Here is a 21,427-nt window from a genome sequence, read left to right on the forward strand (position 1 = left end):
TCAGGTATCGTTGCGCGCTGCCATCAACTGCTTCATTTCCTCGCCGCGCAGCGGCGGGCTGAGCAGGTAGCCCTGGACGAACGGGCAGCCCAATGCCTGCAGCCGGTCCAGCTGGTCCTGGGTTTCCACGCCTTCGGCGACGATGTCGACATCCAGCGCGCTGCCCAAGGACAGGATGCTGGTGACGATGGCGATGGTGCGTCGGTGGGTCATCATGCGCGTGACGAACGAGCGGTCGATCTTGATCGAGTCGATCGGGTAGCGGTCGATGTAGCCCAGCGAGCTGTAGCCGGTGCCGAAGTCATCCAGTGCAATGTGCACGCCCAGCTCGCGCAGGTCGGCGAGGGCGATGGCCACGGTTTCCGGTTCGTTGAGGAAGACCGATTCGGTGATTTCGATCTGCAGGTTGTGGGCGCTGAAGGAGGTGTCCTTCAGTATTTCCGCGACCTTTGCCACGAACCCGACATGGTTGAGCTCGGCACCCGAGACGTTGACATTGAGCTTCAGTGTGGCCGCGTTGGCGTTCCAGCGCTTGAGCTCGGTACAGGCGGTCTGCATGACCCAGCGGCCCATTTCATGAATGATGCCGATGTCTTCCGCCACTGCGATGAACACGTCGGGCGGCACGTTGCCGAGCACGGGGTGCTGCCAGCGGACCAGCGCCTCGACGCCTTCGATGCGGCGCGAGCGGGCGGCGAAGATAGGCTGATAGACCAGGTAGAACTCTTCCCGCGCAAGTGCATGCTTGAGCGCGTTGCGCATCAGCAACAAATCGACCGCCGCCTGGCGCATGGACAGGTCGAACAAGGTCCATTTGCCTTGGCCTCGTTTCTTTGCGGCGTACATGGCGACGTCGGCATCGCGGACCAGATCTTCGGCGCTGGTGTGGGCGGCGTCGAGTGTGACGATGCCGACGCTGCAGGAGGTGAAGATCGCCTGGCCCTCGACGTCGACGGCGACTCCAAGCGCCTGGATGACCCGTTGCGCGGTCTCTATCGCAGCGTGCTTGGAGTCATTGCCGGTGTGGAGGATAGCGAACTCGTCGCCACCGATGCGCGCCAGCACGGCGTTGCCGTTGAGGCAGGACTCCAGCCGCTGCGCCACGATCTGCAGCAGGATGTCACCGGCACGGTGGCCCATGCCGTCGTTGATGTATTTGAAGCGATCCAGGTCCATGTACAGCACCGCCGCTTCGCGCTCGGCATGGTCAAGGTTGAACACTTCCTGAATCTTGGCCATGAAATAAGCGCGGTTCTTCAGCCGGGTCAGGTCGTCATGGAAGGCGGCGTAGGTCAGCTCTTCCTGGATTCTTTCACGCTCCACCAGGCGTGAGCGCAGCGCTACCTGTTCCTCGCGGTCGATCTGAGCTTGCTTGAGGCTTTCTTCGGCTTCCTTGCGCTCGGTGATATCACGCTGCACGGACACCCAGTGGGTGAACCAGCCTTTTTCGTTGGCCACTGGCACGATGCTCAGCTGCACCCAGAAGCGGGTACCGTCACGGCGCGTGTTGATCAGTTCGACTTCGATCGGCTGCCATTTGGACAGGGCGCTGCGGATCTGGTCGAGGGTGCCGCGATCGGTTTCCTCGCACTGCAGGATGCGCGGCGTCTTGCCGACGATTTCTTTCAGGCTGAATCCGGTGGTGGCCAGGAAGGCAGGGTTGCAGTAGACGATCCGCGGGCCGGGCTGGTCGATCGGCTCGGCTTCGGTGATCAGAATCGCATCCTTGGCATGGACGACCACCGATTCGAGCAGGCGTAGACGCTCGATCACCCCTGCAGGGCCGGTACTGGCGGGGACCAGCAGCGACGGTGCAGGGTGATAAAGGGCAACGGAGTGAGTCTTGAGTGCGTAGATCTGGGCGGCGCTGAGCAACTTGAACGGTGGCGTCAGCGCCAGCAGAACGATACCGACGAGCGCGTCGCTGTGGTCTTTGACGGCGATGCATACGCGGTACGTGTCAGCCAGCGAGCCGAGGAAATCCGGGATCGAGTGGATGAAAGGCGAGCCGTCGCCAATGTCGACCACGTCGCCGTAGGACATCAGCATGCGTAGCCAGGACTCGGTGGCGGCGTCGACGGGCACTTCGCGCGTGGTGCCAAAGGCGGCAGTCACGCGCCAGGCGCTGGGTGCGCCTTCGATGAGCAGGCCGCCGCAACAGTGGGTGATGGCCGCCGCCGCCTGAACCAGACCTTTAAGAGCGGTGTGCTTTGTATCTTTTTCAGGGACGACTGCGAGCATGTAAAAGACCCAGACAAGGACGGGAAAAGGCGACCTCCTGTCACTCGATGTCATTTTGACATCATTGTGATAGTGATACCACGCCTTCCGGTCGGACTGCCCCTGAGCCCTTAAAGTGCATCTGTACGCTTCAATATCGGCGCAAGAGAGCAGGGTAGCGATCAACGGTCGTCTACCTGGTTCAAGCGGTAACACAGGCGCGATTCAAGCTCGCTCAGAAGTACTTCAGCCAGCCGATGTCGCGTCGACGCTGCTTGAGTTGCGCGAACCAGCGGGTGGGAAAGTACAGGGCTACGGCCAGTACGGCGGTCCACAGCCAGATTCCGGCCAGACTATCGAAGCCGTAGTACTTACCCTGGTTCAAACCCCAGATCTGCACGGCGAGCAGGTACATCGCCTTGAGCACCAGCAAGTGCAGCACGTAGAAGAACATCGGTGCGCCACCGTAGCGCGACAATACCTCGAGCACTTTCCGGCCTTCGAGGCGCTGGAACAACGCAAGCAGCAGCAAGCCTGCGCCCATGGTCGGCATCAGGTACAGCAGCGACGGCGGATATTTGGTCAGCGACATGAAGCTCATGAAGGTACGCACGTTGTCGTCCAGCACGCTCCAGGGTTTTTCGCCGTAGCCGTTGAGATAGCGAATGGCGATGAAGCCCAGGATCAGGCCGATACCCCAATTGAGCAGCAGACGCTGGCGTCGGGCCGGGTCGGCGCCGCGGGCGAACCAAGGGCCGGCGCAGTAGCCCAGCGCGATCAGGCCGATCCACGGCAGGATGGGGTAGGTAGTGCGGGCGCGGGTGTATTCGGTGATTTCCAGAAACGCGCGCTGGTGCAAGATCGACCAGATTTCGAAAAATGGCGAGTCGGCGGTCAGGATGATGCCGTCCAGCAGATTGTGCCCGGCGACGATGACTGCGCCCATGATCGCCAGGGCGGTGCGCGGCATGTGGATGAGCGCGGCCAGCGCAATCATGCTCAGGCCGATGGCCCATATCACTTGCAGCCACAGGGTGGTCGGAACCAGTGTCGCGTTCCAGGCAAAGTTGACCAGGGTGAGTTCGAGGAAAACCAGGAACAGGCCGCGTTTCAACAGGAAAATCGACACTTCCCGAGGGCTGTGAGACTGCCCGTACAGCCAGGCAGAGAGGCCGGTGAGAAAGACGAACACGGGCGCGCAGACCATGCTGCTGATACGGGTGAAGAACAGTTCGGGAGGGGTGTTCAGCGGGTCCATGGGGTCGCTTACCTGAACATGCAGGAAGAAGGTTTCTCGGACATGGTCTACCAGCATGAACAGCATGACCAAGCCGCGCAAAGCGTCGATCGCGAGCATGCGGGTGCGTGAGGCAGCAGTGACCGTGGCGGTGGAGAGAGTGCCCTGAAAATGGGGGGAAGCAGCGGCGTCGGCCATGGGATGGCATCCGTGAATAGATCGGGATGCGGATGTTACGATATAACATGAAACTTTAGAATGATTATTGCCGCTGCTCACAGTGTGGGAGCGGCATCGGCCGCTAAGGGGGCAGCGCGGCGTGTCAGGTTTATCGGTCGAGGCCCTTCGCGGCCGCGGACCGCTCCCACAGTGAGAGGGCGTACGGCTCGTGGGAGCGGTCATTGGCCGCGAAGGGGGCGCAACGGCTGGCCGGGGGGGTAACGCAGTTAGGCGTTTTCTTCCTGTTGCAGGCGCTTGATCAGCGCTTCGGCGGCGGCTTCGGAGGAAGCCGGGTTCTGGCCCGTAATCAGATGGCCGTCCTCGACCACGTAGCTGCCCCAATCCGGCCCTTTGGAATACTCGCCGCCACTGGCCTTGAGCATATCTTCAACCAGGAACGGCACGACGTCCGTCAAACCGACGGCATCTTCTTCGGAGTTGGTGAAGCCGGTAACCTTCTTGCCCTTGACGATGGAATCGCCATCGGGCGACTTGACGTTCTTGAACACCCCGGGTGCATGGCACACAGCCGCAACAGGTTTGTTGGCGGCGTAGAAGGCTTCGATGATGGTCTTCGAATCGTTGTCTTCGGCCAGGTCCCACAGCGGTCCGTGGCCGCCTGGATAGAACACGGCATCGAAGTCGTAAGGGTCGGCCTCGCCAAGGGGAAAGGTATCAGCCAACATCTTTTGAGCCTGCGTATCCTGGGCGAAGCGGCGGGTGGCATCGGTCTGCGCATCCGGCTCATCGCTCTTGGGGTCCAGCGGTGGCTGGCCACCCTTGGGCGAGACGAGGGTCACTTCGGCGCCGGCATCGACGAAGGCATAGTAGGGTGCGGCGAATTCTTCCAGCCAGAAGCCGGTTTTCTTGCCGGTATCGCCCAGTTGATCGTGGGACGTCAGAACCATCAAGATCTTCATGCAAACTTCTCCTGCAGGTGTAGGGACGCAACGCATCGCATTGCCCGGGTCTGTTTTCAGAAAGCACCTGGCCGCAGACGTTCAAGACAATCCGCGGCGGGTATGCTTGGGGCCGGATGGAACGCTGGCGTATCAGTCCAGTCATTTCCTTCAGGACCGACCCTTTGCGGCCTTCCAGAACGGGCCCGCGCCCACCACCGAGAGGATTTGGCCAATGGCAACTGCAACCGTGCGATACCTGTTCAACGGCGCTCCGCGCAGCTGGACCCCACCGGCCGAGGTCGAACAGAGTCTTCACAGTATCGTGATGCATCTGTTGCAATTACATTTCGGCGACGGCGAAAACAGCTTGGTGATGCCGACTGCAGAGGACACCGACGAGCAGGTTCTCGAGCAGGCGGCGCGGATGGGGCTGACCGACATCGAAGTGGTCTAAGGCGCCGTGCGCTAGGCCCTCACGGCTTGGTACAACGCGCGGATCAGATCGGACTGGGTGATGATGCCGACCAGATGGCGTTCGCTGTCGATGATGGGGATGTGTCGGTGGCCATTTTCCGAGAACACCGGCACCAGCTCGGTCAGCAGCCGGTCCGCGCTGGCTACCCGTACCGAACGGGTCATGATCTGCCCGACGATGCTCGTGGTCGGCTGGTTCCGGCGGGGACGCAGGAGGGCACGCAGGTGCCAGGCGACGCCGTCATGGGCATCCAGATCCAGTTGCTGCATGAAATCGGCCACCGTGACGATGCCCACCAGATGACGCTGTCGGTCGATGACCGGCAGTGCCTTGATCCTGTGCTTGCGCATCAGCGCCCAGGCATCGCGCAGCGGCATTTCCTGGCGAGCGATGATCGGTTCGCGGCTCATGACTTCGACGCAGCGCAGCTCACCCATGTTGCGCTGGTACGCCGATGCCTCGGCGTGCTCGAGCAGTGCCTGCAGGTCATTTCTGTCAACGTCCAGCACCTGGTTGTAGTGCACCAGTGCGGCGTCGAGGTCGGCATGGCTGAAACGGCTGGGGTTGGACGGCGTGCTGGTGGCGGGTACATGGGGCCATGGCCGACGCGTCAGGTTGTTGTAGATCAGCCCGGCGGCGACCAGCAGCAGCGAATCGATCAGCACCGGATTCACCGCATAGGTGAACTGCTCGCAGCCCATAACGACCATGAGCAGCGCCGCCGCGCCGCCGGGTGGGTGCAGGCAGCGGGCAGCGAGCATCAGTGCGATTGCCAGGCCAACCGCGAGGGCCGCGGCCAGCGTTGGGTCGGGGACCCATTTGACGCAAGCAATGCCCACCAGCGCGCTCAGGGTGTTGCCGCCCGCCACCGACCAGGGCTGCGCCAGGGGGCTTGCGGGGAGGGCAAACACGAGCACCGCGCTGGCGCCGATGGGCGCCACGATGGCCAACCCCAATGCGCCGTGTTCGGCGGCCCAGTGACCTTGCAGACCCAGCGCCGCAATGGCGCAGACCACCAGCACGCCCAATGCGGCGCCAATGCAGGCGCGCCATTTTTCTCGAGCGTTGATCGGCTGGCGGCTGGGCCAGAGTGCGCGCAGTCGTGACACTGTCAATGCGGGGCGCGGCGGATGGTCTTCATCAAGTCCTGCGGGCTGATCTGACCGACCACATGGACCCCGCTGCCCGGCAACGGCAGGTCGAGGATATGCCCTTTCATCTTGCCGATCACATGCATCTCGCACGGCTTGCAGTCGAACTTGAGGGTCAACACTTCATCGCCATGAATCAGCTGCATGGGCGCGACCTTGGTTTTCACGCCTGTCACCCCCTTGGCCTGTTTGGGACACAGGTTGAAGGAGAAGCGCAGGCAGTGCTTGGTGATCATCACCGGCACTTCGCCCAGCTCTTCATGGGCCTCGTACGCGGCATCGATCAGCTCGACCCCGTGCCGAAGGTAGAAGTCGCGGGCCTTCTGGTTGTACACGTTGGCCAGGAACGACAGGTGCGATTCCGGATAAACCGGCGGCGGGGTCGTTTCGGCCTTGCGGCTGCCACGAGGATGGGCCTGCACACGCGCGGCGGTCAGCGCCTCGATGGCCTCGCGGCGTAATGCCTTGAGCTGCGAATTGGGAATGAAGAATGCCTGTGGCGCGTCCAGTTCGATGGCTGTCGCATGGTACTGGGTGGTGCCCAGTTGACCCAGCAGGTCATGCAACTGCTCCAGGGCCTGCTCGGGTTTGTTGGCCGGGCCGAACGGGCCTTCCAGCGTGACGTCCACGCGCACGCCTTCCTCGCTGATAGCGGTCAGTTGCAGGCGCTGCTCGGTCAACTGGGCGAGCCAGGCCAGGCCTACGCGCCGCTCGGCGGACGTCTTCTGCAGTGCCTGCTGCCAGTTGTGGTCCAGGTTGCGGTTGAGCGGGTGGTTGGGCCGCAGCTGGAACAGCCCAGCAGGCATCTCATTGGGCTCGACCCGATAGCGGTAGCGCTTGTGGCCATCTTCCTCGAACTCGCTCTTGAGCTCGGCGATGTTGGCGCGAAAACCCACGACTTCGCGCTTGACCAGCACGTTCAGACCATCGCCGTTGGACAGTGGCTGCTCGCTGACCACCAGCATGTCGCGCTTGCCGACTTTCTCCACCAGCCCCACCGGCAGACCGGTGAAAGTCGGCGAGTCGAACGCGCCGATGTCGATCTTGCGTTCGCTGACGAAATAATCGGTGCTGCCGCGGTGAAAAGTCTTGTCCGGATCTGGTACGAAAAAGTGCGCAGTGCGGCCGCTGGAGGCGCGGGCCAGGTCCGGGCGGTCTTCCAATACGTCGTCCAGGCGCTGGCGGTAGTAGGCAGTGATGTTCTTCACATAGCCCATGTCCTTGTAGCGGCCCTCGATCTTGAACGAACGCACGCCGGCTTCGACCAGCGCACGAATATTGGCGCTCTGGTTGTTGTCTTTCATGGACAGTAGGTGTTTTTCATAAGCCACCACGCGACCCTGGTCATCCTTGAGGGTGTAGGGCAGGCGGCAGGCCTGGGAGCAGTCGCCACGGTTGGCGCTGCGCCCGGTGTGTGCATGGGAGATGTTGCATTGACCGGAGAAGGCCACGCACAGGGCGCCGTGAATGAAGAACTCGATGGCCGCGTCGGTTTCTGCGGCAATCGCGCGGATCTCGCTCAGGTCCAGCTCGCGCGCCAGCACCAGTTGGGAGAACCCGGCCTGGTCGAGAAACCTGGCCCGAGCCAGGGTGCGGATGTCGGTCTGGGTGCTGGCGTGCAGCTCGATCGGCGGAATGTCCAGTTCCATCACGCCTAGGTCCTGCACGATCAAGGCGTCCACGCCGGCGTCGTACAGCTGGTGGATCAGCTTGCGGGCCGGCTCCAGTTCGTTGTCGTGCAGGATGGTGTTGAGCGTGGTGAACACCCGCGCATGGTAGCGGCGAGCGAAGGTCACCAACTCGGCGATGTCGCTCAGCTCGTTGCTGGCGTTGTGACGCGCGCCGAAGCTGGGGCCGCCTATGTAGATGGCATCGGCGCCATGCAGGATGGCCTCGCGGGCGATGGCAACGTCGCGTGCGGGGCTGAGCAGTTCGAGGTGGTGCTTGGGCAGGGACATGTTTTTCTGGTCTGAGTCATCACGGTCAAGGCCGCCATTGTAGCGGCGAATGAGCGGGACGGCACGGTCCGCGCGTCGCGGCCCCGTTCGCCCACGCAGACCAATCGAACCGGCGGCCTGGGCTGGCGTCTACCGGGCAGCGCCCGTGCCCCTGGCAATGGAGGATACTGCCGATGAGCAAGCACATCACCGCCCAGGCTCTGGGCATCGACATTCGCGACGAAAACGGCCTGTTCAAATGGCTGCTCGCCAGCTTTCTGATGGGCAAGCGCATCCAGGCGGACATTGCCGTAGAAGCCTATCGTGTGCTGGTCGAAAAGCATGGCCGCGACACGCCACGCAAGTTGGGTAACTGCACGCACCGCGACTTGGTGGCCATGCTGGGCGAGGCGCATTACGTGCGCTATGACGAAAGTACCGCAACGCGCTTGAGCGCCTTGGCGAAAAAGCTGCAAACCGAGTATGGCGGTATGATCGGTGAGATGCGCGCGGCAAGCACGGATCGTCACGACTTCGAACGCAAGCTGGAAGCGTTCGAAGGTGTAGGGCCCAAAACCGTCGAGATTTTCATGCGTGAGGCGGGCGGGGTGCTGTTTTGAACAGTCACTCCATACGGGTAGGCTGCGCCGGCTGGAGCCTGTCACGCGAATATGCCGAGCGCTTCGCGCCTGACGGTACGCATCTGCAGCGCTACGCGTCGAAGTTGTGCTGTGTCGAAATCAACAGTTCGTTCTACCGTCCGCACCGGCCGCAGACCTATGCGCGATGGGCGGCTTCGGTGCCCGATGATTTCCGTTTCTCGGTCAAGGTACCGAAACAGATCACTCATGTTCAACGGCTTGAAAAGTGCGCCGCGGCCTTGGACGAATTCCTGGCGCAGTGCGAACAGCTTGGCGAAAAACTTGGTTGCCTGCTGGTGCAGTTGCCGCCTTCGCTGGTGTTCGACGCTCAGGTTGCCGAGGACTTTTTCACTTGTCTGCGCGAGCGATTTGTCGGGCCGGTGGTGGTCGAACCTCGTCACCCTTCCTGGGTCGAGGCCGAGCCGCTGCTGCAGGCGCAGCGTATTGTGCAGGCGGCTGTCGATCCCTCGCGCATTGCCACCGATAGCACCCCCAGTGGCTGGCGCGGCTTCCGATATTGGCGGCTGCATGGCTCGCCGCGCATCTACCACGACGCGTACGACGCCGAGTATCTGTCACGCTTGCGCGTGCTCCTGGCGGAGGCCGCCGCAGACGCCGAGGTCTGGTGTGTGTTCGACAACACCGCCTCGGGCGCCGCGCTCGCCAATGCGTTGGATACGCGGTGTCCGCCTTAGCGGTGCTGCGGTGTGCATGGTTAAACGCGTTGAAGCCGGACGCGGCTCGCGCCGCTGCTACAGGGGGTGCGTTGGGTGCGGATGCGGCTGCTGTGCGTGTAGCAACGGCGCGAGCCGCGTCGGCGGTGCCTGCGGTGTGTCTGGAGGAATGGGTTGAAGCCGCGTCGGCGATGGCTGCGGTGTGTCTGGGTGAACGCGTCGAGGCCGGACGCGGCTTGCGCCGCTGCTACAGGGGGCGGTTTTGCAGGCTGCGTTCGATGCGGGCGAGGCCTTCGGTCAGCAGTGAGCGCGGGCAGCCGAAATTGAGCCGCACGAACTGTTCCAGGCCTTCGCCGAAATCCGTGCCGGCGCTCAACCCCACGCGCGCCTGCTGAAGGAAAAAGCGATGCGGGTTGTCCAGGCCCAGGGCCGAGCAGTCCAGCCAGGCCAGGTAGGTACTTTGCGGCGCATGGACGACGATGCCCGGCAGACGCGCGCGAATCGTTTCCAGCAGATAGTCGCGGTTGCCCTGCAGGTAGGTTTTCAGCTGTTGCAGCCACTCGCCCGGCTGCGCATACGCGGCGTGGGTGGCCTCCATGCCCAGCGGATTGACGCTGTCGACCATGCCCACCCGCGCGGCATCGAAGCGCGCGCGCAATTCAGGATTCTGGATCACCGCGAAGGCCGTCTTCAACCCAGCCACGTTATACGTCTTGCTGGCTGACATGAGAGTGATGGTGCGCTCGGCGACCTCAGGCGACAATGAGGCCATCGGGACATGACGACGGCCGTCGAACTGCAGGTCGGCATGGATCTCGTCGCTGATGATCAACACATCCTGCGCTACACAGGTTTCGGCGATGGCCTGCAGCTCGTCGCGCGAATAAGTCTTGCCCAGCGGATTGTGTGGGTTGCTGAGGATGAACGCTGCGCTGTCGCCGAGCGCCTGTTGCAGGCGGTGCGGGTCGCAGGACCATTCACTTTGCGCATTGGCGGTCAGCGGAACTTCGATGCTGCGCATCTTCCAGTGCCCGGCCGCCTCGCGCAGCGGTGGGTAGTTTGGCGTATGCACCACCACGCCGGCGCCTTCGGCCACCAGGCCATGCAGGGCCATGTTGACCCCGGGCACCACGCCGGGCAGGACCACGATGTCCTGCGTCTGCACCTGCCAGTCATAGTGATCGCGCAGGTAATCGACCAGCACCTGACGCAACGCTTCGGACGGCATGCTGTAACCCAGAACGGGGTGCGCCAGGCGCGCCTGTAGCCGTTCGATGACTGCTGGTGGCGCGGCGAAATCCATGTCGGCCACCCACATGGGCAATACGTCTTCCGGGTAGCGGCTCCATTTAGTGCTGCTGGTGCCGGTGCGGTCGAACAGCGTGTCCAGGTCTGTGCTCATCATGTGCTCGGGGCTGCAATACGTGAAAATTGAAGGGCTTGTGGCGGCATATTACTCAGCGCAAAGGTGGCAGGCTACCGATGGCAGACGATATGGCACATTCGTACGTAAAAAGATATTCAGGGTTTTTTTCAAACTTTTGCACTTGCGCCTGGGTCATTGCAGTAAGCGGGTGCTTGTACCCGCCCTGCCATTGACCCCAAGGACTACCATCATGATCCGCGATGACCGTATCGCTCCAGACGGCTACACCACCCCGGTCTACCATGACCACGCCACGACCGCGCCGTTGCTCAAGCGAATTTCGTGGAGTGCAATTCTGGCCGGTGTGGTACTGGCCATGGTTGTTTCGCTGTTGTTGAACCTGCTGGGCACGGCCATCGGTACGGCCACCATCGATCCGATGCAGGAAGCCAATCCGCTGTCCGGGATTGGCACCGGTGCCGGCATCTGGGTGGTCGTCAGCGCCGTCATTTCGCTGTTCGTAGGTGGTTGGGCTGCAGGTCGTCTGGCACAGCGCGAAGGCGCGTTCCACGGTCTGCTGGTATGGGCAAGTGTTTCGCTGATCACCGTCTACCTGGTGTCCAGTGCAGTCACCGGCGTCGTCCGTGGCGGCCTGAATCTGGCCGGCAGTGGCATGTCGGCGCTGGGCAGCGGTATCGCCCAAGTGGCTCCAGCACTGGGCGACAAGATCCAGGATCAGCTGCGCGCACAGGGCATCGACTTCAATCTGGACGATATCCAGGGTGAAATCGAGTTGGCCATGCGTCAGACCGGCAAAGCCGAGCTGAACCCGGACAACGTCAAGCAGGAAGCCCAGGCTACTCAGCAGGATGCTCAGAACACTGCTCAGCGCAGCGCCGAGAATCCTCAGCAAGCTGACAATCAGTTGGGTGGTCTGATGGACCGCATCAAGGCCAAGGGTGACCAGGCTTGGGATGCTGCCGACCGTCAAGCACTGGTCAACCTGATCAAGGCTCGTGGTAACAAGACCGACGCTGAAGCCAACCAGATCGTCGATCAGGCTCAGGCCAGCTACCGTCAGGCTTATGCCAAGTATCAAGAGCTGAAAGCTCAGGCCGAGCAGAAAGCCCGTGAAGCTGCCGAAGTGGCCGCCAAGCGTGTTTCGCAAGGCGCCTGGATCCTGCTGATCACCTTGGTGATCTCGGGTCTGGTATCGGCCGGTGCCGGTGTACTGGGTCGTCGCACTCAGCCACCTGCCAAGGTTGTTGCTGCGGTCTAATTGATCTGCGCAAATAATACGGTTGTAGAAAAGCCCACGCTGACCTGGTCAGCGTGGGCTTTTTCTTGGGCTACGAATATGCGATTCGAAGCCGGTAACATTCGACTGAAGAAAGGCTAGCCCAGTAGGCTTTCGTAGGGAATGTTCATCCCGACATGCAGGCGCTTGATCATCGCAAGACTCAATGAGCGTTTGGCGTTCAATACCTCAGACACACGCCCACTCGACCCGATGAAGGGCTCCAGATCGCGCATACTCAGTCCTTGCTGGTCCATTCGAAATTTTATCGCTTCGATAGGATTGGACGGACCGATAGGGTAATGCTGGTCTTCGTATTTCTCGATAAGTATCGCGAGGACTTCCAATTCGTCGGCACTAGCAGTACCGGGCTGCGCACCCCACAGCTCCTCCATGCGAACAAATGCCTTCTGAAGGTCTGTCTCGTTACGGATGGGTTTGAGATTCATCAGATGGTCTCCACGTCGATCTGGTCATACTGGGCATGAGTGCCAACGAACTTTAACCATGCAATCTGGTGGTTCATATCGCACTTTTGTATCGAGCGGCGTTGCATTGTTCACTGCGACCAAACTGCCCAGCCTGCCACGCCACGTGTACCAGGCCGAGCTTCAGTACCAACAGGCCGGAGGCTTCTACGCCCAGCTCAACCTGCGTTCGGCCTCTAGCTATTTCGTCGACTACGCCAACAGTTTCAGCGCACCGTCCTACACCATCCTCGGCGCCCGCGTAGGCTTCGAAGCTCCGAGCAAACGCTGGGACGTGTTCCTGGACATGCGCAACCTGACCGACGAACGCTACGCCACCGCAGCCAACACCACCTACGACGCCCGCGGGCAGGATTCGCCCAATTTCTACCCGGGGGATGCGTTCAATGTCACCACTGGCGTTGCGTTTCGGTTTTGAGTGACCGATTCTGCATGGCGTATCGGGCGCCGAATGGCTAGGGTGCACCACTCAAGCGGACGTTGCGCGGACCGATCCAGGAGGAGGCGATCACATGCAGGAAACGGAATTCAAAGCGGTTGAAATGCAAGCCTGGCAGGGCGAGGCTGTGTTGATAGATGTGCAGACACCGCTGCTGACGCCACGTCTTGAAATACTCGCCCCGAATGTTGCTCTGGCACAGCCCCTGGCGGACGCCCTGAATGCAAGTTACGAAACCCACTGTCTGTTTCTGGTTTGGAGCAGGCCCCGCTGGGAGCTGGCGGATACGCTGGAAACCCTGCAGCGAGCGCAGAGCGATTTCGTCCGCCACGATGCGGAGAAAAAGTTCTTCCTGCTGACTCGCGAGCACCCGCAGCAACTGGTGGGGTGTATCGGCTTCACCCCCAAGCCCGATGGCTCCCACGAAATAGGCTATTGGGCGAACCAATCATTTCAGGGCCGGGGTTTGATGCGCGAAGCATTGACGGCACTGATTGCCCAGTTGCCTGGAACACGTTTGTACCTGACTACGTCTTCGGCCAACACCGCCAGCCGCCAGCTCGCGGATTCGGTCGGGTTTCGCCTGGTTCGTACCTTGGTCGGTGATCGTCGATCCGATGTCTTCGGGGTGTGTGACACGCTGGTGTTCAAGCGTGGCGATGCTGATTGGTTGCAAGGGTCTTCCTGCGCGGCCGATGACTACTCCTGCAGGTAAACATCATTAACGCTAAATGACAGACGTTAATACGGTTCAAGTGTTCATCTCCGGGCAGTCGTCCATCAGCAAGTGTGTGCTGGCAGCCACTTGGCCGCTCTAATGTACGGTTTTAACGAGTTTCAGCCGCTCAATAGCTGGCACGCTCTCTGCTATCACCCTGTTGCCAATAAATAAGCACCGTCTTTTTTCAGGGCGGTGTTATATGAGTCAAGCAGGAGCAGGGAATGAACGGGGAAGTCATTGCAACAACGACGGCACGCAGTCGTTTGCCGTCGGCCATAGGCGCTGGGGCGACATTGCTGTTTGTCGGTCAACTTCATGCCGCACAGGTCAGCGAATCGGCCGAGCAGAAGCCGACCAGTCAACTGAGTACCGTAGTTGTTCAGGGTGCCAGGCTGGACGAGAACCAACGCGCCGAAACGGCTTTGAAGGAAGTGGCAGGCGGGGTCAACTATGTTGATTCAGCGACCGTTGAAAAGGGGCGCGTGTCGACCAGTACCGATATCTTCGCTCTGCAGCCCGGTGTAATCGCCACGCAGGGCGGCGGCAGCAACGACGGCACACGGATTTCCATTCGCGGGTCGGGTATCAACAAGGGCGTGGGTTATTTCCGCGCCGGTATTTTCTACCTGTTCGACGGCCTGCCGGTGTCAGGGCCTGGCGGTACTCCCTACGAACTGTTCGAGCCGCTGGGCCTGAGCCATACCGAAGTGCTGCGCGGCGGCAACGCTTTCGATATCGGCTCGTTGTATCTGGGGGGTGCAATCAACTACGTGACCAAGACCGGCTACGACTCCGCGCCGTTGCAAGTGCGCTACGAAGCCGGTAGTTACGGTTATCAGAAACGTCAGATCAGTTCGGGGCAAGTGCTGGGTCCGCTCGACTATTACGTCAGCCTCACCGACTCGGCGTCGGACGGCTTTCAAGATCAGACCCAAGGCAAGAGCGCCGGTTTTGTCGGCAACTTCGGCTATCAGTTTTCGCCGCAGTTGAAATCCCGTCTGTACTACCGCTACCGAACTACCGACAACGAGACGCCGGGTTATATCACCCGCGCGCAACTCAAGGATGACCCCGAACAAGCCAACCCGGCCAGCGTGAACGTACGCGCCCATCGCAAACAGCCAGGCTCGACCTGGGTCGCCAGCAAGACCCAGTACACCTTCGATGACGATTCCAATCTGGAAGTGGGGCTGGTCTACCACGACTACCCGATCGACGCGCGACAGGGTGTCAATCGCACGGCCTGGGGCTTCAGCGATTACTCCGCCAGTTTGAAATACGACCGCCTGGATACCCTGTTCGGCAAGAACAGCATCACCCGGTTCAACGTGCTGCGGACCGAGCATTTGAATGCTTACGCCAAGACCAAGGTGCGGATTCCTTCCGGTATCACCGCCAACCTGCCGTCCGGGGCATTGGTGCGCAAGGCTGAGTACGAAGGCTCCGACACCGTATTGAGCGCCAGCAATGAAACCGAGTGGATCGACAACACACTGTGGTTGAGCGCAGGCCTTTCCGCCGTGGAGTTCCAGCGCAAGGCAAAGGTGTCGTATCCGGCGGGTGGCGAGGCCGACAACCCGAACAACCCCATCGAAAAGAACGACTGGGGGTTTGCACCCAGGGTGGGTGTGCGTTATCAGATCAACCCCAACTGGCAGTTGTTCGGTAACCTCAGTCGCACGGTCGAGGCGCAGCAATCGTGGGCTTATGTGTCCGGTGCGCAGGTGTTCACATCCGGGCCGGCCACCGGGCTCAATTCCGGTGGACAGAAGCTTGAGCCGCAGATCGCCGATACGTTGGAGTTCGGTACCCGTGGGCAGCTGGGCAACAACACTTGGGACCTGACGTTCTATCGCTCCCATGTGCAGGATGAATTGCTCTCGGTGATCATCAGGGAGGCGACTTCGAGCGCCGATGCACTGACCTCCGAATACAACGCCAGCAAGACCATTCACCAGGGGGTGGAGCTGGGTCTTGATTCTCTGCTGTACCAGAACGACGGCGATGGGTTGCACCTGCGTCAGTCCTACACCTACAGCGACTTCTTCTACCGTGACGACGAGCAGTTCGGCAGCAATCGGTTGCCGGGTATTCCCAAGCACAACTATCAGGCTGAGCTGCGTTATGACTTCAGCAATGGCGTGTATGTGGGGGTGAACACTTACTACGCGTCCAAGACGCCGATGGACTTTGCCAATACCAAGGATGCCGGCTCCTACAACCTGTGGGGCGCGATCCTGGGATGGGACTCGCCGAAGAAGGATTGGAATGTCTATCTGGACCTGCGCAACCTGACGGACGAGAAGTATGCCGCGTCCATCAGTCCGGCGTTCAATGCCGGCGGCAATGATGTGCGGGCAATCATCCCAGGGGATGGGTTCGGCGCATATGCCGGGGTGCAGTACAGTTTCCGGTGATTCAATGCCTGCGCAGGAGCGGTCTTCGGCCGCGAAAAGGGCGCTGCGGTGTGTCAGGCATACCGAATCGCGCCCTTAGCGGCCACGGACCGCTCCTACAGGGTCATTTGCCTATCGTGGTAGGAGCGGTCGTCAGCCGCGAAAAGGGCGCTGCGGTGTGTCTGGTGTATTGCGGGACATTCTTCGCGGGCAGAGCCCGCTCCCACAACGATGATAAGTGTTGCTGGAACAGCAGTCATTAAGCAGTTGCGGCCATTTCAAACATCCAGCCGCTATCTGATATCAATGAAGTTCCTTGTTCAGGGCACTTGGCGATTGGCACGAACACTGCAATCTACAACGTTATCGATGGCGTCGCAGACCTCATCACCGAGTCCGACTATACCAATAGAAGCTCGCCTTATATTCATTGGGTGGGAGCAATACTTTTGAAGTTACATGCCTATACGCCGTCGTTGAACAGTCGGCGCAGTACCGCCTATCGCTATACCGAATTCGCTTCAGGCCTGAGTGCCTGCCTGTTGTTCACTGTCGCTCCTGCCTTCGCCGATACATCAGAGCAACGTTTGCAAACGGTCACTGTTCAGGCCGCGAAGGCGACACCGGTCGAGCAATCCCGTGCGCAGCTCAAGGAAGTGCCCGGGGGCACCAGCCTGGTCGAACAGGCCGAGGTCGACAAAGGGCGCTCCGCCAGCCTCGAAGATACTCTGGCGTACCAGCCTGGCGTATATGCGCAGTCCGCCGGTGGCAACGACGCGGTCAAGATTTCCATCCGCGGCTCCGGCGCCAATGCATCACCGGGCTACTTCCGCGAGGGCACCAAGTTCCTCTTCGACGGATTGGCATTGACCGGCGCCGGCGGTACTCCGTACGAGCTGCTGGACGGGCAGGGCCTGCAGTACACCGAGATCCTGCGTGGCGCCAATGCCTTCGAGTACGGCGCCTTGTCTCTGGGTGGCGGCATCAATTTCATCACCCATACCGGCTACAGCGCGCCGGGCAGCCAGATCAAACTGGAAGGCGGCAGTTTCGGTTGGCAGAAACAGACCCTGCGCACCGGCGGTGTGGTCGGTGATGCAGACTATTTCGTCAGCGTCGACAACGCTCGACGCGATGGTTATCAGGATTACACCTTCAGCAAGTCCAAGGGAGTCGTGGGTAACTTCGGCTACCGGTTCAACCCGAAACTTCAGACTCGTCTGATCGTGCGCTACCGGGAGGAATTTCACGAAAACGCCGGTGCGCTGACGCGCGCCCAGCTCAAGCACGACAGCACCCAGACCAACGCGGCCACGCGCGCCAGCCGCGGCGACTCGACCAAACGCGGCTCTACCTGGGTAGCCAGCAAGACCACCTACACCTTCGACGACGACGCCACCCTGGAATTCGGCGTTGGGTACCACGACTATCCGCAGATCCTGAACCGTCGCAGCACGGTCAACCCCAACTACTGGGACTGGAGCGACATCAACGCATCGCTCAAATACACCCGCTACGACCAGCTGTTCGGCCTCGACAGCACCACCACTCTTGGCCTCACCAGCACCGAGCACTTGAACGCAGGCGCCAAGACCTATCGCGGCGACAAGGACCTTGGCCTCCTGCAGAAAAACGTCAAATACGACGGCTCCTTCGACCATGTGTTCACCGTCGGCAACGACCTGGGCCTGACCGATCGGTTGTACCTGACCACCGGCGTCTCGGCGATTCAGATCAAGCGCGACATCGACGTGTCTTTCAGCGATCGGCCCAATACCAGCGGCTTTCCAACGCGCTACGACTACGACGACTGGTCCCTGGCACCGCGTGCGGGGCTGCGTTTTGAACTGAGCCCAAACTTGCAAGTGTTCGGCAACGTCAGCCGCTCCATCGATCCGCCCAGTTCGTGGTCGATCTCCAACTCCGGGGTAACCAACAACTACATCAAGCCGCTGGTGCCACAAACCGCGAACACCGTGGAATTCGGTATCCGCGGCCAGTCCGAGCGTTTCGACGGCAGCCTGGTGCTGTACCGCTCCTGGGTCAAGAACGAGTTGCTGACGACTCAGATTGCCGCCGCCACCGGCACCAGCGCAGCGATTGTCTCGACATCCAACGCCACCCCGACCATCCATCAAGGTATCGAGGCGGGCCTGACCACAAAGCTCTGGCAGGGCAGCAACGGTGATGTACTCAGCTGGCGCCAGGCCTACACCCTCAACGACTTCTACTACCGCCACGACCCTGCGTTCAGCAAGAACGAACTGCCAGGCTTGCCCAAGCACATCTACCAGGCCGAACTGCAATACCAGTACGCCAGTGGATTCTACGCCGGCGTCAACGTTCGTTCCGCGTCCAGCACCGCGGTGGACTACGCCAACACGTTCAACGCGCCGTCGTACACGATTTTCGGCGCCCGCCTGGGCTACGACGCGCCGAGCAAGAAGTGGCAGGCCTACGTGGACCTGAAAAACCTCGGCGACAAGGATTACGTGACCGCCATCGTACCGGGCTACAACGCTCAGGGGCAGGACACCGCAGCGCTGTATCCGGGGGACGGCTTCGGCGCGTTCACCGGCGTCACCTACAACTTCTGATGGCTGCCCGGCACATGACCTCGACCTTCTTCGGCTGCGCCTTGATCGGCGTGCTGTTCACGCTCTCGGCCTGTTCGCCTGCTGCCGATGCGCCAGCCTCGCCGGTGGCGCAGGCACCGAGCACCGACGGCATCGTCAATGACGATCTGATCAGCTACCCCGCGTCCGACTACCACGAAAAGGAACCGGGCAAGCGCGGCGGAACGCTGCGCGTGACCACGGCCGCCGACACCGGCACCTTCGACGTCCATTCGATTTCCCATGGCAACGTGCAGTGGCTGGGGCGAGTGCTGTACGACTGCCTGGTGTACCAGGACGAGGAGGGCAGGGTCTCGCCCTGGCTGGCGAAATCCTGGGAAGTGTCCGAAGACGGCAGGACCTACACCTTTCACCTGCGCGAGGGCGTAACCTTCAGCGACGGCGAGAAATTCAATGCCCAGGCGGTGAAGATCAACCTGGAACACATGCGCGATCCCGCCACCAAGTCGCCCTTGGCGGCAGCCTATATCGCGCCGTACGACCAGGGTCGGGTGATCGACGAGTACACCTTCCAGGCGACTTTGCGCGAACCCTATTCGCCGTTTCTCGACGTGCTCGCGCAGTCCTGGCTGGGGATGATTTCGCCCAAGCAGATCCTCGAAGCACCCAAGTCGATCGCCGAGCGCCCCGTTGGCTCCGGGCCGTTCGTGCTGCAAAGCTATACCCGCGACCAGGGTGCGGTGTTCACCCGGCGTCAAGGCTACGACTGGTCGCCACCGGTGACTCGCCATCGAGGCGAGGCCTACCTTGATCGCATCGAACTCAGCTTCGTGCCCGAGGCGATGATCCGCTTTACCTCACTGCAGGCTGGGCAGTCGGACCTGACGCTGGATGCGCCGCCGCAGAATGCCAAGGCCATTCGCGCCTCCACCGACCTGACCCTGCGCAGCCGCATTCGCAAGGGCAACCCGTTTCGCAGCCTGACGTTCAACGTCGAGCAGGCGCCGTTCGATGACGTGCGGGTACGTCGCGCGGTAGCCAAGGGCATCGACCGCGAGGGCCTGGCCTGGATCATCGGGTTCGGCGAATACCGGGTGAAGGCGGATTTCCTCGCCGCCAACACGCGCTACTACGACCCCACGTACAAGGACGTGCTGGCTTACGACGTCGAGGCCGCCAACGCCTCGCTCGACGACGCCGGCTGGACTGCACGCGACGCGCAGGGCTATCGCACCCGCAACGGTGAGCGGCTGGGCGCGACCCTGCTGGCAACCGAAAGCGCGAGCTTCTCCAGCAGTGTTGCGGTGGCGATTCAGGCGGACCTGAAGAAGCTCGGTTTCGAGTTGCGCATCGAACTGCTGCCGCTGGCCCAGGTCACCGACCGCCGTTATGCCGGCAACTTCCAGGTCATGGGCGGTGGTTACTGGCACACCAACACCCCGGACGGTCTGTACATCCTGTATCACAGCGATTCCATCACTTCGGAAAAGCGCATCGGCCAGAACGGCGGGCGTTTTCGCGATGCCGAACTGGATCGACTGTTGGCCGCAGCCCGACGCAGCCACGACCCGGCTCGTCTCGAACGACTGTACAGCAAGGCCCAGCAGCGCCTGGCCGAGAAGGTGCCGGTGGTGCCGTCGTTCGAGAGCCATGTGTTGGTCGCCTACTCGAATCGTCTTGCCGGGGTGATTTTCGATACCTCGCACAACACGGTCTTTCTGCCCAGCCTGTGGCTGCAACCGGAGGCGAAATGAACACTGCTCTGCGCAAGGTGCTCTGGCGCCTGCTGGCTGGTATCGGCGTCCTCTGGGGAGCCGCGACCCTGACTTTTCTGGCCATCAACCTGAGTGCCGGTGACCCTGCACTGGCCATTCTCGGCGGTCCGGAATCCATGCCGACTCCGGAGATGATCGTGCGGGTACGCGCCGAGTATGGCCTCGATCAGCCGCTGATCGTGCAGTACGGCCACTACATCGCTCGCTTGGCTCAGGGTGATCTGGGCGAGTCCTACCGCCTGCGCATTCCGGCCACCCGGGCCATCGGCGCACAGATCGGGGCCACCGTGCAGCTGTCGATCTGCGCGGCGCTGGTAGCCGTGATCCTGTCGGTCCTCAGTGCGATCACCACGGCCAAGCGCAGCCCATGGGTACGCTCCCTCGTGTCGGGCACGGAGCTGGTGCTGTCGTCGGCGCCTTCGTTCGTCATCGGCATCCTGTTGCTGCTGGTGTTCGCCTTTCACTGGCACGTGCTGCCGCCTTCGGGCTCGGGCAACTGGCAGTCGCTGATCCTGCCGACCCTGGCGCTGGCCCTGCCGATTGCCGCCGTACTGACCCAGGTGTTGCGCCAGGAGCTGGAAGACATTCTCGACCAGCCTTTCATTGCCATGGCCCATGCCCGCGGCATGTCCGAAACCGGTGTTCGTCTGCGTCACGCCTTGCGCCATGCACTGGTGCCGCTGGTGACCCTGGCCGGTTTCGTCTTCGCCAGCCTGTTGGGTGGTGCGGTCGTTGTGGAGCTGCTGTTCTCCCGCCAGGGCATCGGCCGGCTGATGCTCGACGCCGCCAACGCCAAGGACGTGCCCATGGTGCTGGGCATCACCTTGCTGGCGGCGGCTATCTATGTGGCGGTGAACCTGGTGGTGGACCTGGTGAACCACTGGATCGACCCGCGAGTGAAGCCCGCATGACC

General features: G+C 61.5%; 17 protein-coding genes. 10 read left to right on the forward strand and 7 right to left on the reverse strand.

Going from position 1 to position 21,427, the window contains the following annotated elements:
* The 3 genes from IFT98_RS12875 to IFT98_RS12885 form a co-directional block, all read right to left on the reverse strand.
* Positions 1–2,241, reverse strand: coding sequence for a putative bifunctional diguanylate cyclase/phosphodiesterase (locus tag IFT98_RS12875; RefSeq protein WP_192049047.1), 2,241 nt, complete (start codon positions 2,239–2,241; stop codon positions 1–3).
* A 214-nt stretch (positions 2,242–2,455) separates the two neighbouring features.
* Entirely contained in the window at positions 2,456–3,655 is a 1,200-nt protein-coding gene (locus tag IFT98_RS12880; protein WP_192049049.1) for a DUF1624 domain-containing protein, read from the reverse strand.
* A 248-nt stretch (positions 3,656–3,903) separates the two neighbouring features.
* Entirely contained in the window at positions 3,904–4,596 is a 693-nt protein-coding gene (locus tag IFT98_RS12885) for a type 1 glutamine amidotransferase domain-containing protein (RefSeq protein ID WP_192049050.1), read from the reverse strand.
* Between the two features lie 214 nt (positions 4,597–4,810).
* Here IFT98_RS12885 and IFT98_RS12890 point away from each other — a divergent pair, with 214 nt between their 5' ends.
* Positions 4,811–5,032: a hypothetical protein gene (locus tag IFT98_RS12890; protein WP_192049052.1), complete on the forward strand. Its 222-nt coding sequence runs from the start codon at positions 4,811–4,813 to the stop codon at positions 5,030–5,032.
* A gap of 11 nt (positions 5,033–5,043) precedes the next feature.
* Here IFT98_RS12890 and IFT98_RS12895 read toward each other — a convergent pair whose 3' ends face one another.
* Both IFT98_RS12895 and IFT98_RS12900 read right to left on the reverse strand, forming a co-directional pair.
* Positions 5,044–6,162, reverse strand: coding sequence for an HPP family protein (locus IFT98_RS12895; protein ID WP_342214164.1), 1,119 nt, complete (start codon positions 6,160–6,162; stop codon positions 5,044–5,046).
* Between the two features lie 2 nt (positions 6,163–6,164).
* On the reverse strand, positions 6,165–8,162 hold the full coding sequence (locus tag IFT98_RS12900; protein WP_192049056.1) for a peptidase U32 family protein: 1,998 nt from the start codon (positions 8,160–8,162) through the stop codon (positions 6,165–6,167).
* A gap of 173 nt (positions 8,163–8,335) precedes the next feature.
* On the opposite strand from IFT98_RS12900, the gene IFT98_RS12905 reads away from it, so the two are divergent.
* Complete coding sequence (locus IFT98_RS12905) at positions 8,336–8,761, forward strand: DNA methylase (RefSeq protein ID WP_192049058.1); 426 nt, start codon at positions 8,336–8,338, stop codon at positions 8,759–8,761.
* Positions 8,758–9,477, forward strand: coding sequence for a DUF72 domain-containing protein (locus IFT98_RS12910; RefSeq protein ID WP_192049060.1), 720 nt, complete (start codon positions 8,758–8,760; stop codon positions 9,475–9,477). The genes IFT98_RS12905 and IFT98_RS12910 overlap by 4 nt, the downstream gene beginning before the upstream one ends.
* A gap of 226 nt (positions 9,478–9,703) precedes the next feature.
* Here IFT98_RS12910 and IFT98_RS12915 read toward each other — a convergent pair whose 3' ends face one another.
* Positions 9,704–10,858, reverse strand: coding sequence for a MalY/PatB family protein (locus IFT98_RS12915; RefSeq protein ID WP_192049062.1), 1,155 nt, complete (start codon positions 10,856–10,858; stop codon positions 9,704–9,706).
* A gap of 214 nt (positions 10,859–11,072) precedes the next feature.
* Here IFT98_RS12915 and IFT98_RS12920 point away from each other — a divergent pair, with 214 nt between their 5' ends.
* Positions 11,073–12,101, forward strand: a complete 1,029-nt coding sequence (locus IFT98_RS12920) for a hypothetical protein (RefSeq protein WP_122715619.1) — start codon at positions 11,073–11,075, stop codon at positions 12,099–12,101.
* 116 nt (positions 12,102–12,217) lie between these two features.
* On the opposite strand, the gene IFT98_RS12925 is transcribed toward IFT98_RS12920, so the two are convergent.
* Positions 12,218–12,568 carry a helix-turn-helix domain-containing protein gene (locus tag IFT98_RS12925; protein ID WP_122477607.1) on the reverse strand — a complete coding sequence of 117 codons (351 nt, stop codon included), beginning with the start codon at positions 12,566–12,568 and terminating at the stop codon, positions 12,218–12,220.
* A gap of 106 nt (positions 12,569–12,674) precedes the next feature.
* Here IFT98_RS12925 and IFT98_RS12930 point away from each other — a divergent pair, with 106 nt between their 5' ends.
* The 6 genes from IFT98_RS12930 (at position 12,675) to IFT98_RS12955 (ending at position 21,425) form a co-directional block, all read left to right on the forward strand.
* Positions 12,675–13,025 carry a TonB-dependent receptor domain-containing protein gene (locus IFT98_RS12930; protein WP_244650949.1) on the forward strand — a complete coding sequence of 117 codons (351 nt, stop codon included), beginning with the start codon at positions 12,675–12,677 and terminating at the stop codon, positions 13,023–13,025.
* A gap of 94 nt (positions 13,026–13,119) precedes the next feature.
* Complete coding sequence (locus IFT98_RS12935; protein WP_192049065.1) at positions 13,120–13,761, forward strand: GNAT family N-acetyltransferase; 642 nt, start codon at positions 13,120–13,122, stop codon at positions 13,759–13,761.
* Between the two features lie 227 nt (positions 13,762–13,988).
* Positions 13,989–16,184: a TonB-dependent receptor family protein gene (locus IFT98_RS12940; protein ID WP_192049067.1), complete on the forward strand. Its 2,196-nt coding sequence runs from the start codon at positions 13,989–13,991 to the stop codon at positions 16,182–16,184.
* Between the two features lie 428 nt (positions 16,185–16,612).
* A complete protein-coding gene (locus tag IFT98_RS12945; protein WP_244650950.1) occupies positions 16,613–18,760 on the forward strand; it encodes a TonB-dependent receptor family protein in 2,148 nt (715 codons plus the stop codon).
* 14 nt (positions 18,761–18,774) lie between these two features.
* Positions 18,775–20,493 (forward strand): ABC transporter substrate-binding protein, encoded by a 1,719-nt coding sequence (locus IFT98_RS12950; RefSeq protein WP_192049069.1) that lies wholly within the window; start codon positions 18,775–18,777, stop codon positions 20,491–20,493.
* Complete coding sequence (locus IFT98_RS12955) at positions 20,490–21,425, forward strand: ABC transporter permease (protein ID WP_192049071.1); 936 nt, start codon at positions 20,490–20,492, stop codon at positions 21,423–21,425. The genes IFT98_RS12950 and IFT98_RS12955 overlap by 4 nt, the downstream gene beginning before the upstream one ends.
* Positions 21,426–21,427 lie beyond the last annotated feature (2 nt).

It is taken from the genome of Pseudomonas sp. CFBP 8770 (assembly GCF_014841705.1).
Classification (GTDB): domain Bacteria; phylum Pseudomonadota; class Gammaproteobacteria; order Pseudomonadales; family Pseudomonadaceae; genus Aquipseudomonas.

Coding starts and splice junctions, on each gene's coding strand:
- IFT98_RS12875 (WP_192049047.1), bottom strand. CDS start 2,241: ATGCTCGCAGTCGTCCCTGAAAAAGATACAAAGCACACCGCTCTTAAA.
- IFT98_RS12880 (WP_192049049.1), bottom strand. CDS start 3,655: ATGGCCGACGCCGCTGCTTCCCCCCATTTTCAGGGCACTCTCTCCACC.
- IFT98_RS12885 (WP_192049050.1), bottom strand. CDS start 4,596: ATGAAGATCTTGATGGTTCTGACGTCCCACGATCAACTGGGCGATACC.
- IFT98_RS12890 (WP_192049052.1), top strand. CDS start 4,811: ATGGCAACTGCAACCGTGCGATACCTGTTCAACGGCGCTCCGCGCAGC.
- IFT98_RS12900 (WP_192049056.1), bottom strand. CDS start 8,162: ATGTCCCTGCCCAAGCACCACCTCGAACTGCTCAGCCCCGCACGCGAC.
- IFT98_RS12905 (WP_192049058.1), top strand. CDS start 8,336: ATGAGCAAGCACATCACCGCCCAGGCTCTGGGCATCGACATTCGCGAC.
- IFT98_RS12915 (WP_192049062.1), bottom strand. CDS start 10,858: ATGAGCACAGACCTGGACACGCTGTTCGACCGCACCGGCACCAGCAGC.
- IFT98_RS12920 (WP_122715619.1), top strand. CDS start 11,073: ATGATCCGCGATGACCGTATCGCTCCAGACGGCTACACCACCCCGGTC.
- IFT98_RS12925 (WP_122477607.1), bottom strand. CDS start 12,568: ATGAATCTCAAACCCATCCGTAACGAGACAGACCTTCAGAAGGCATTT.
- IFT98_RS12935 (WP_192049065.1), top strand. CDS start 13,120: ATGCAGGAAACGGAATTCAAAGCGGTTGAAATGCAAGCCTGGCAGGGC.
- IFT98_RS12940 (WP_192049067.1), top strand. CDS start 13,989: ATGAACGGGGAAGTCATTGCAACAACGACGGCACGCAGTCGTTTGCCG.
- IFT98_RS12950 (WP_192049069.1), top strand. CDS start 18,775: ATGACCTCGACCTTCTTCGGCTGCGCCTTGATCGGCGTGCTGTTCACG.
- IFT98_RS12955 (WP_192049071.1), top strand. CDS start 20,490: ATGAACACTGCTCTGCGCAAGGTGCTCTGGCGCCTGCTGGCTGGTATC.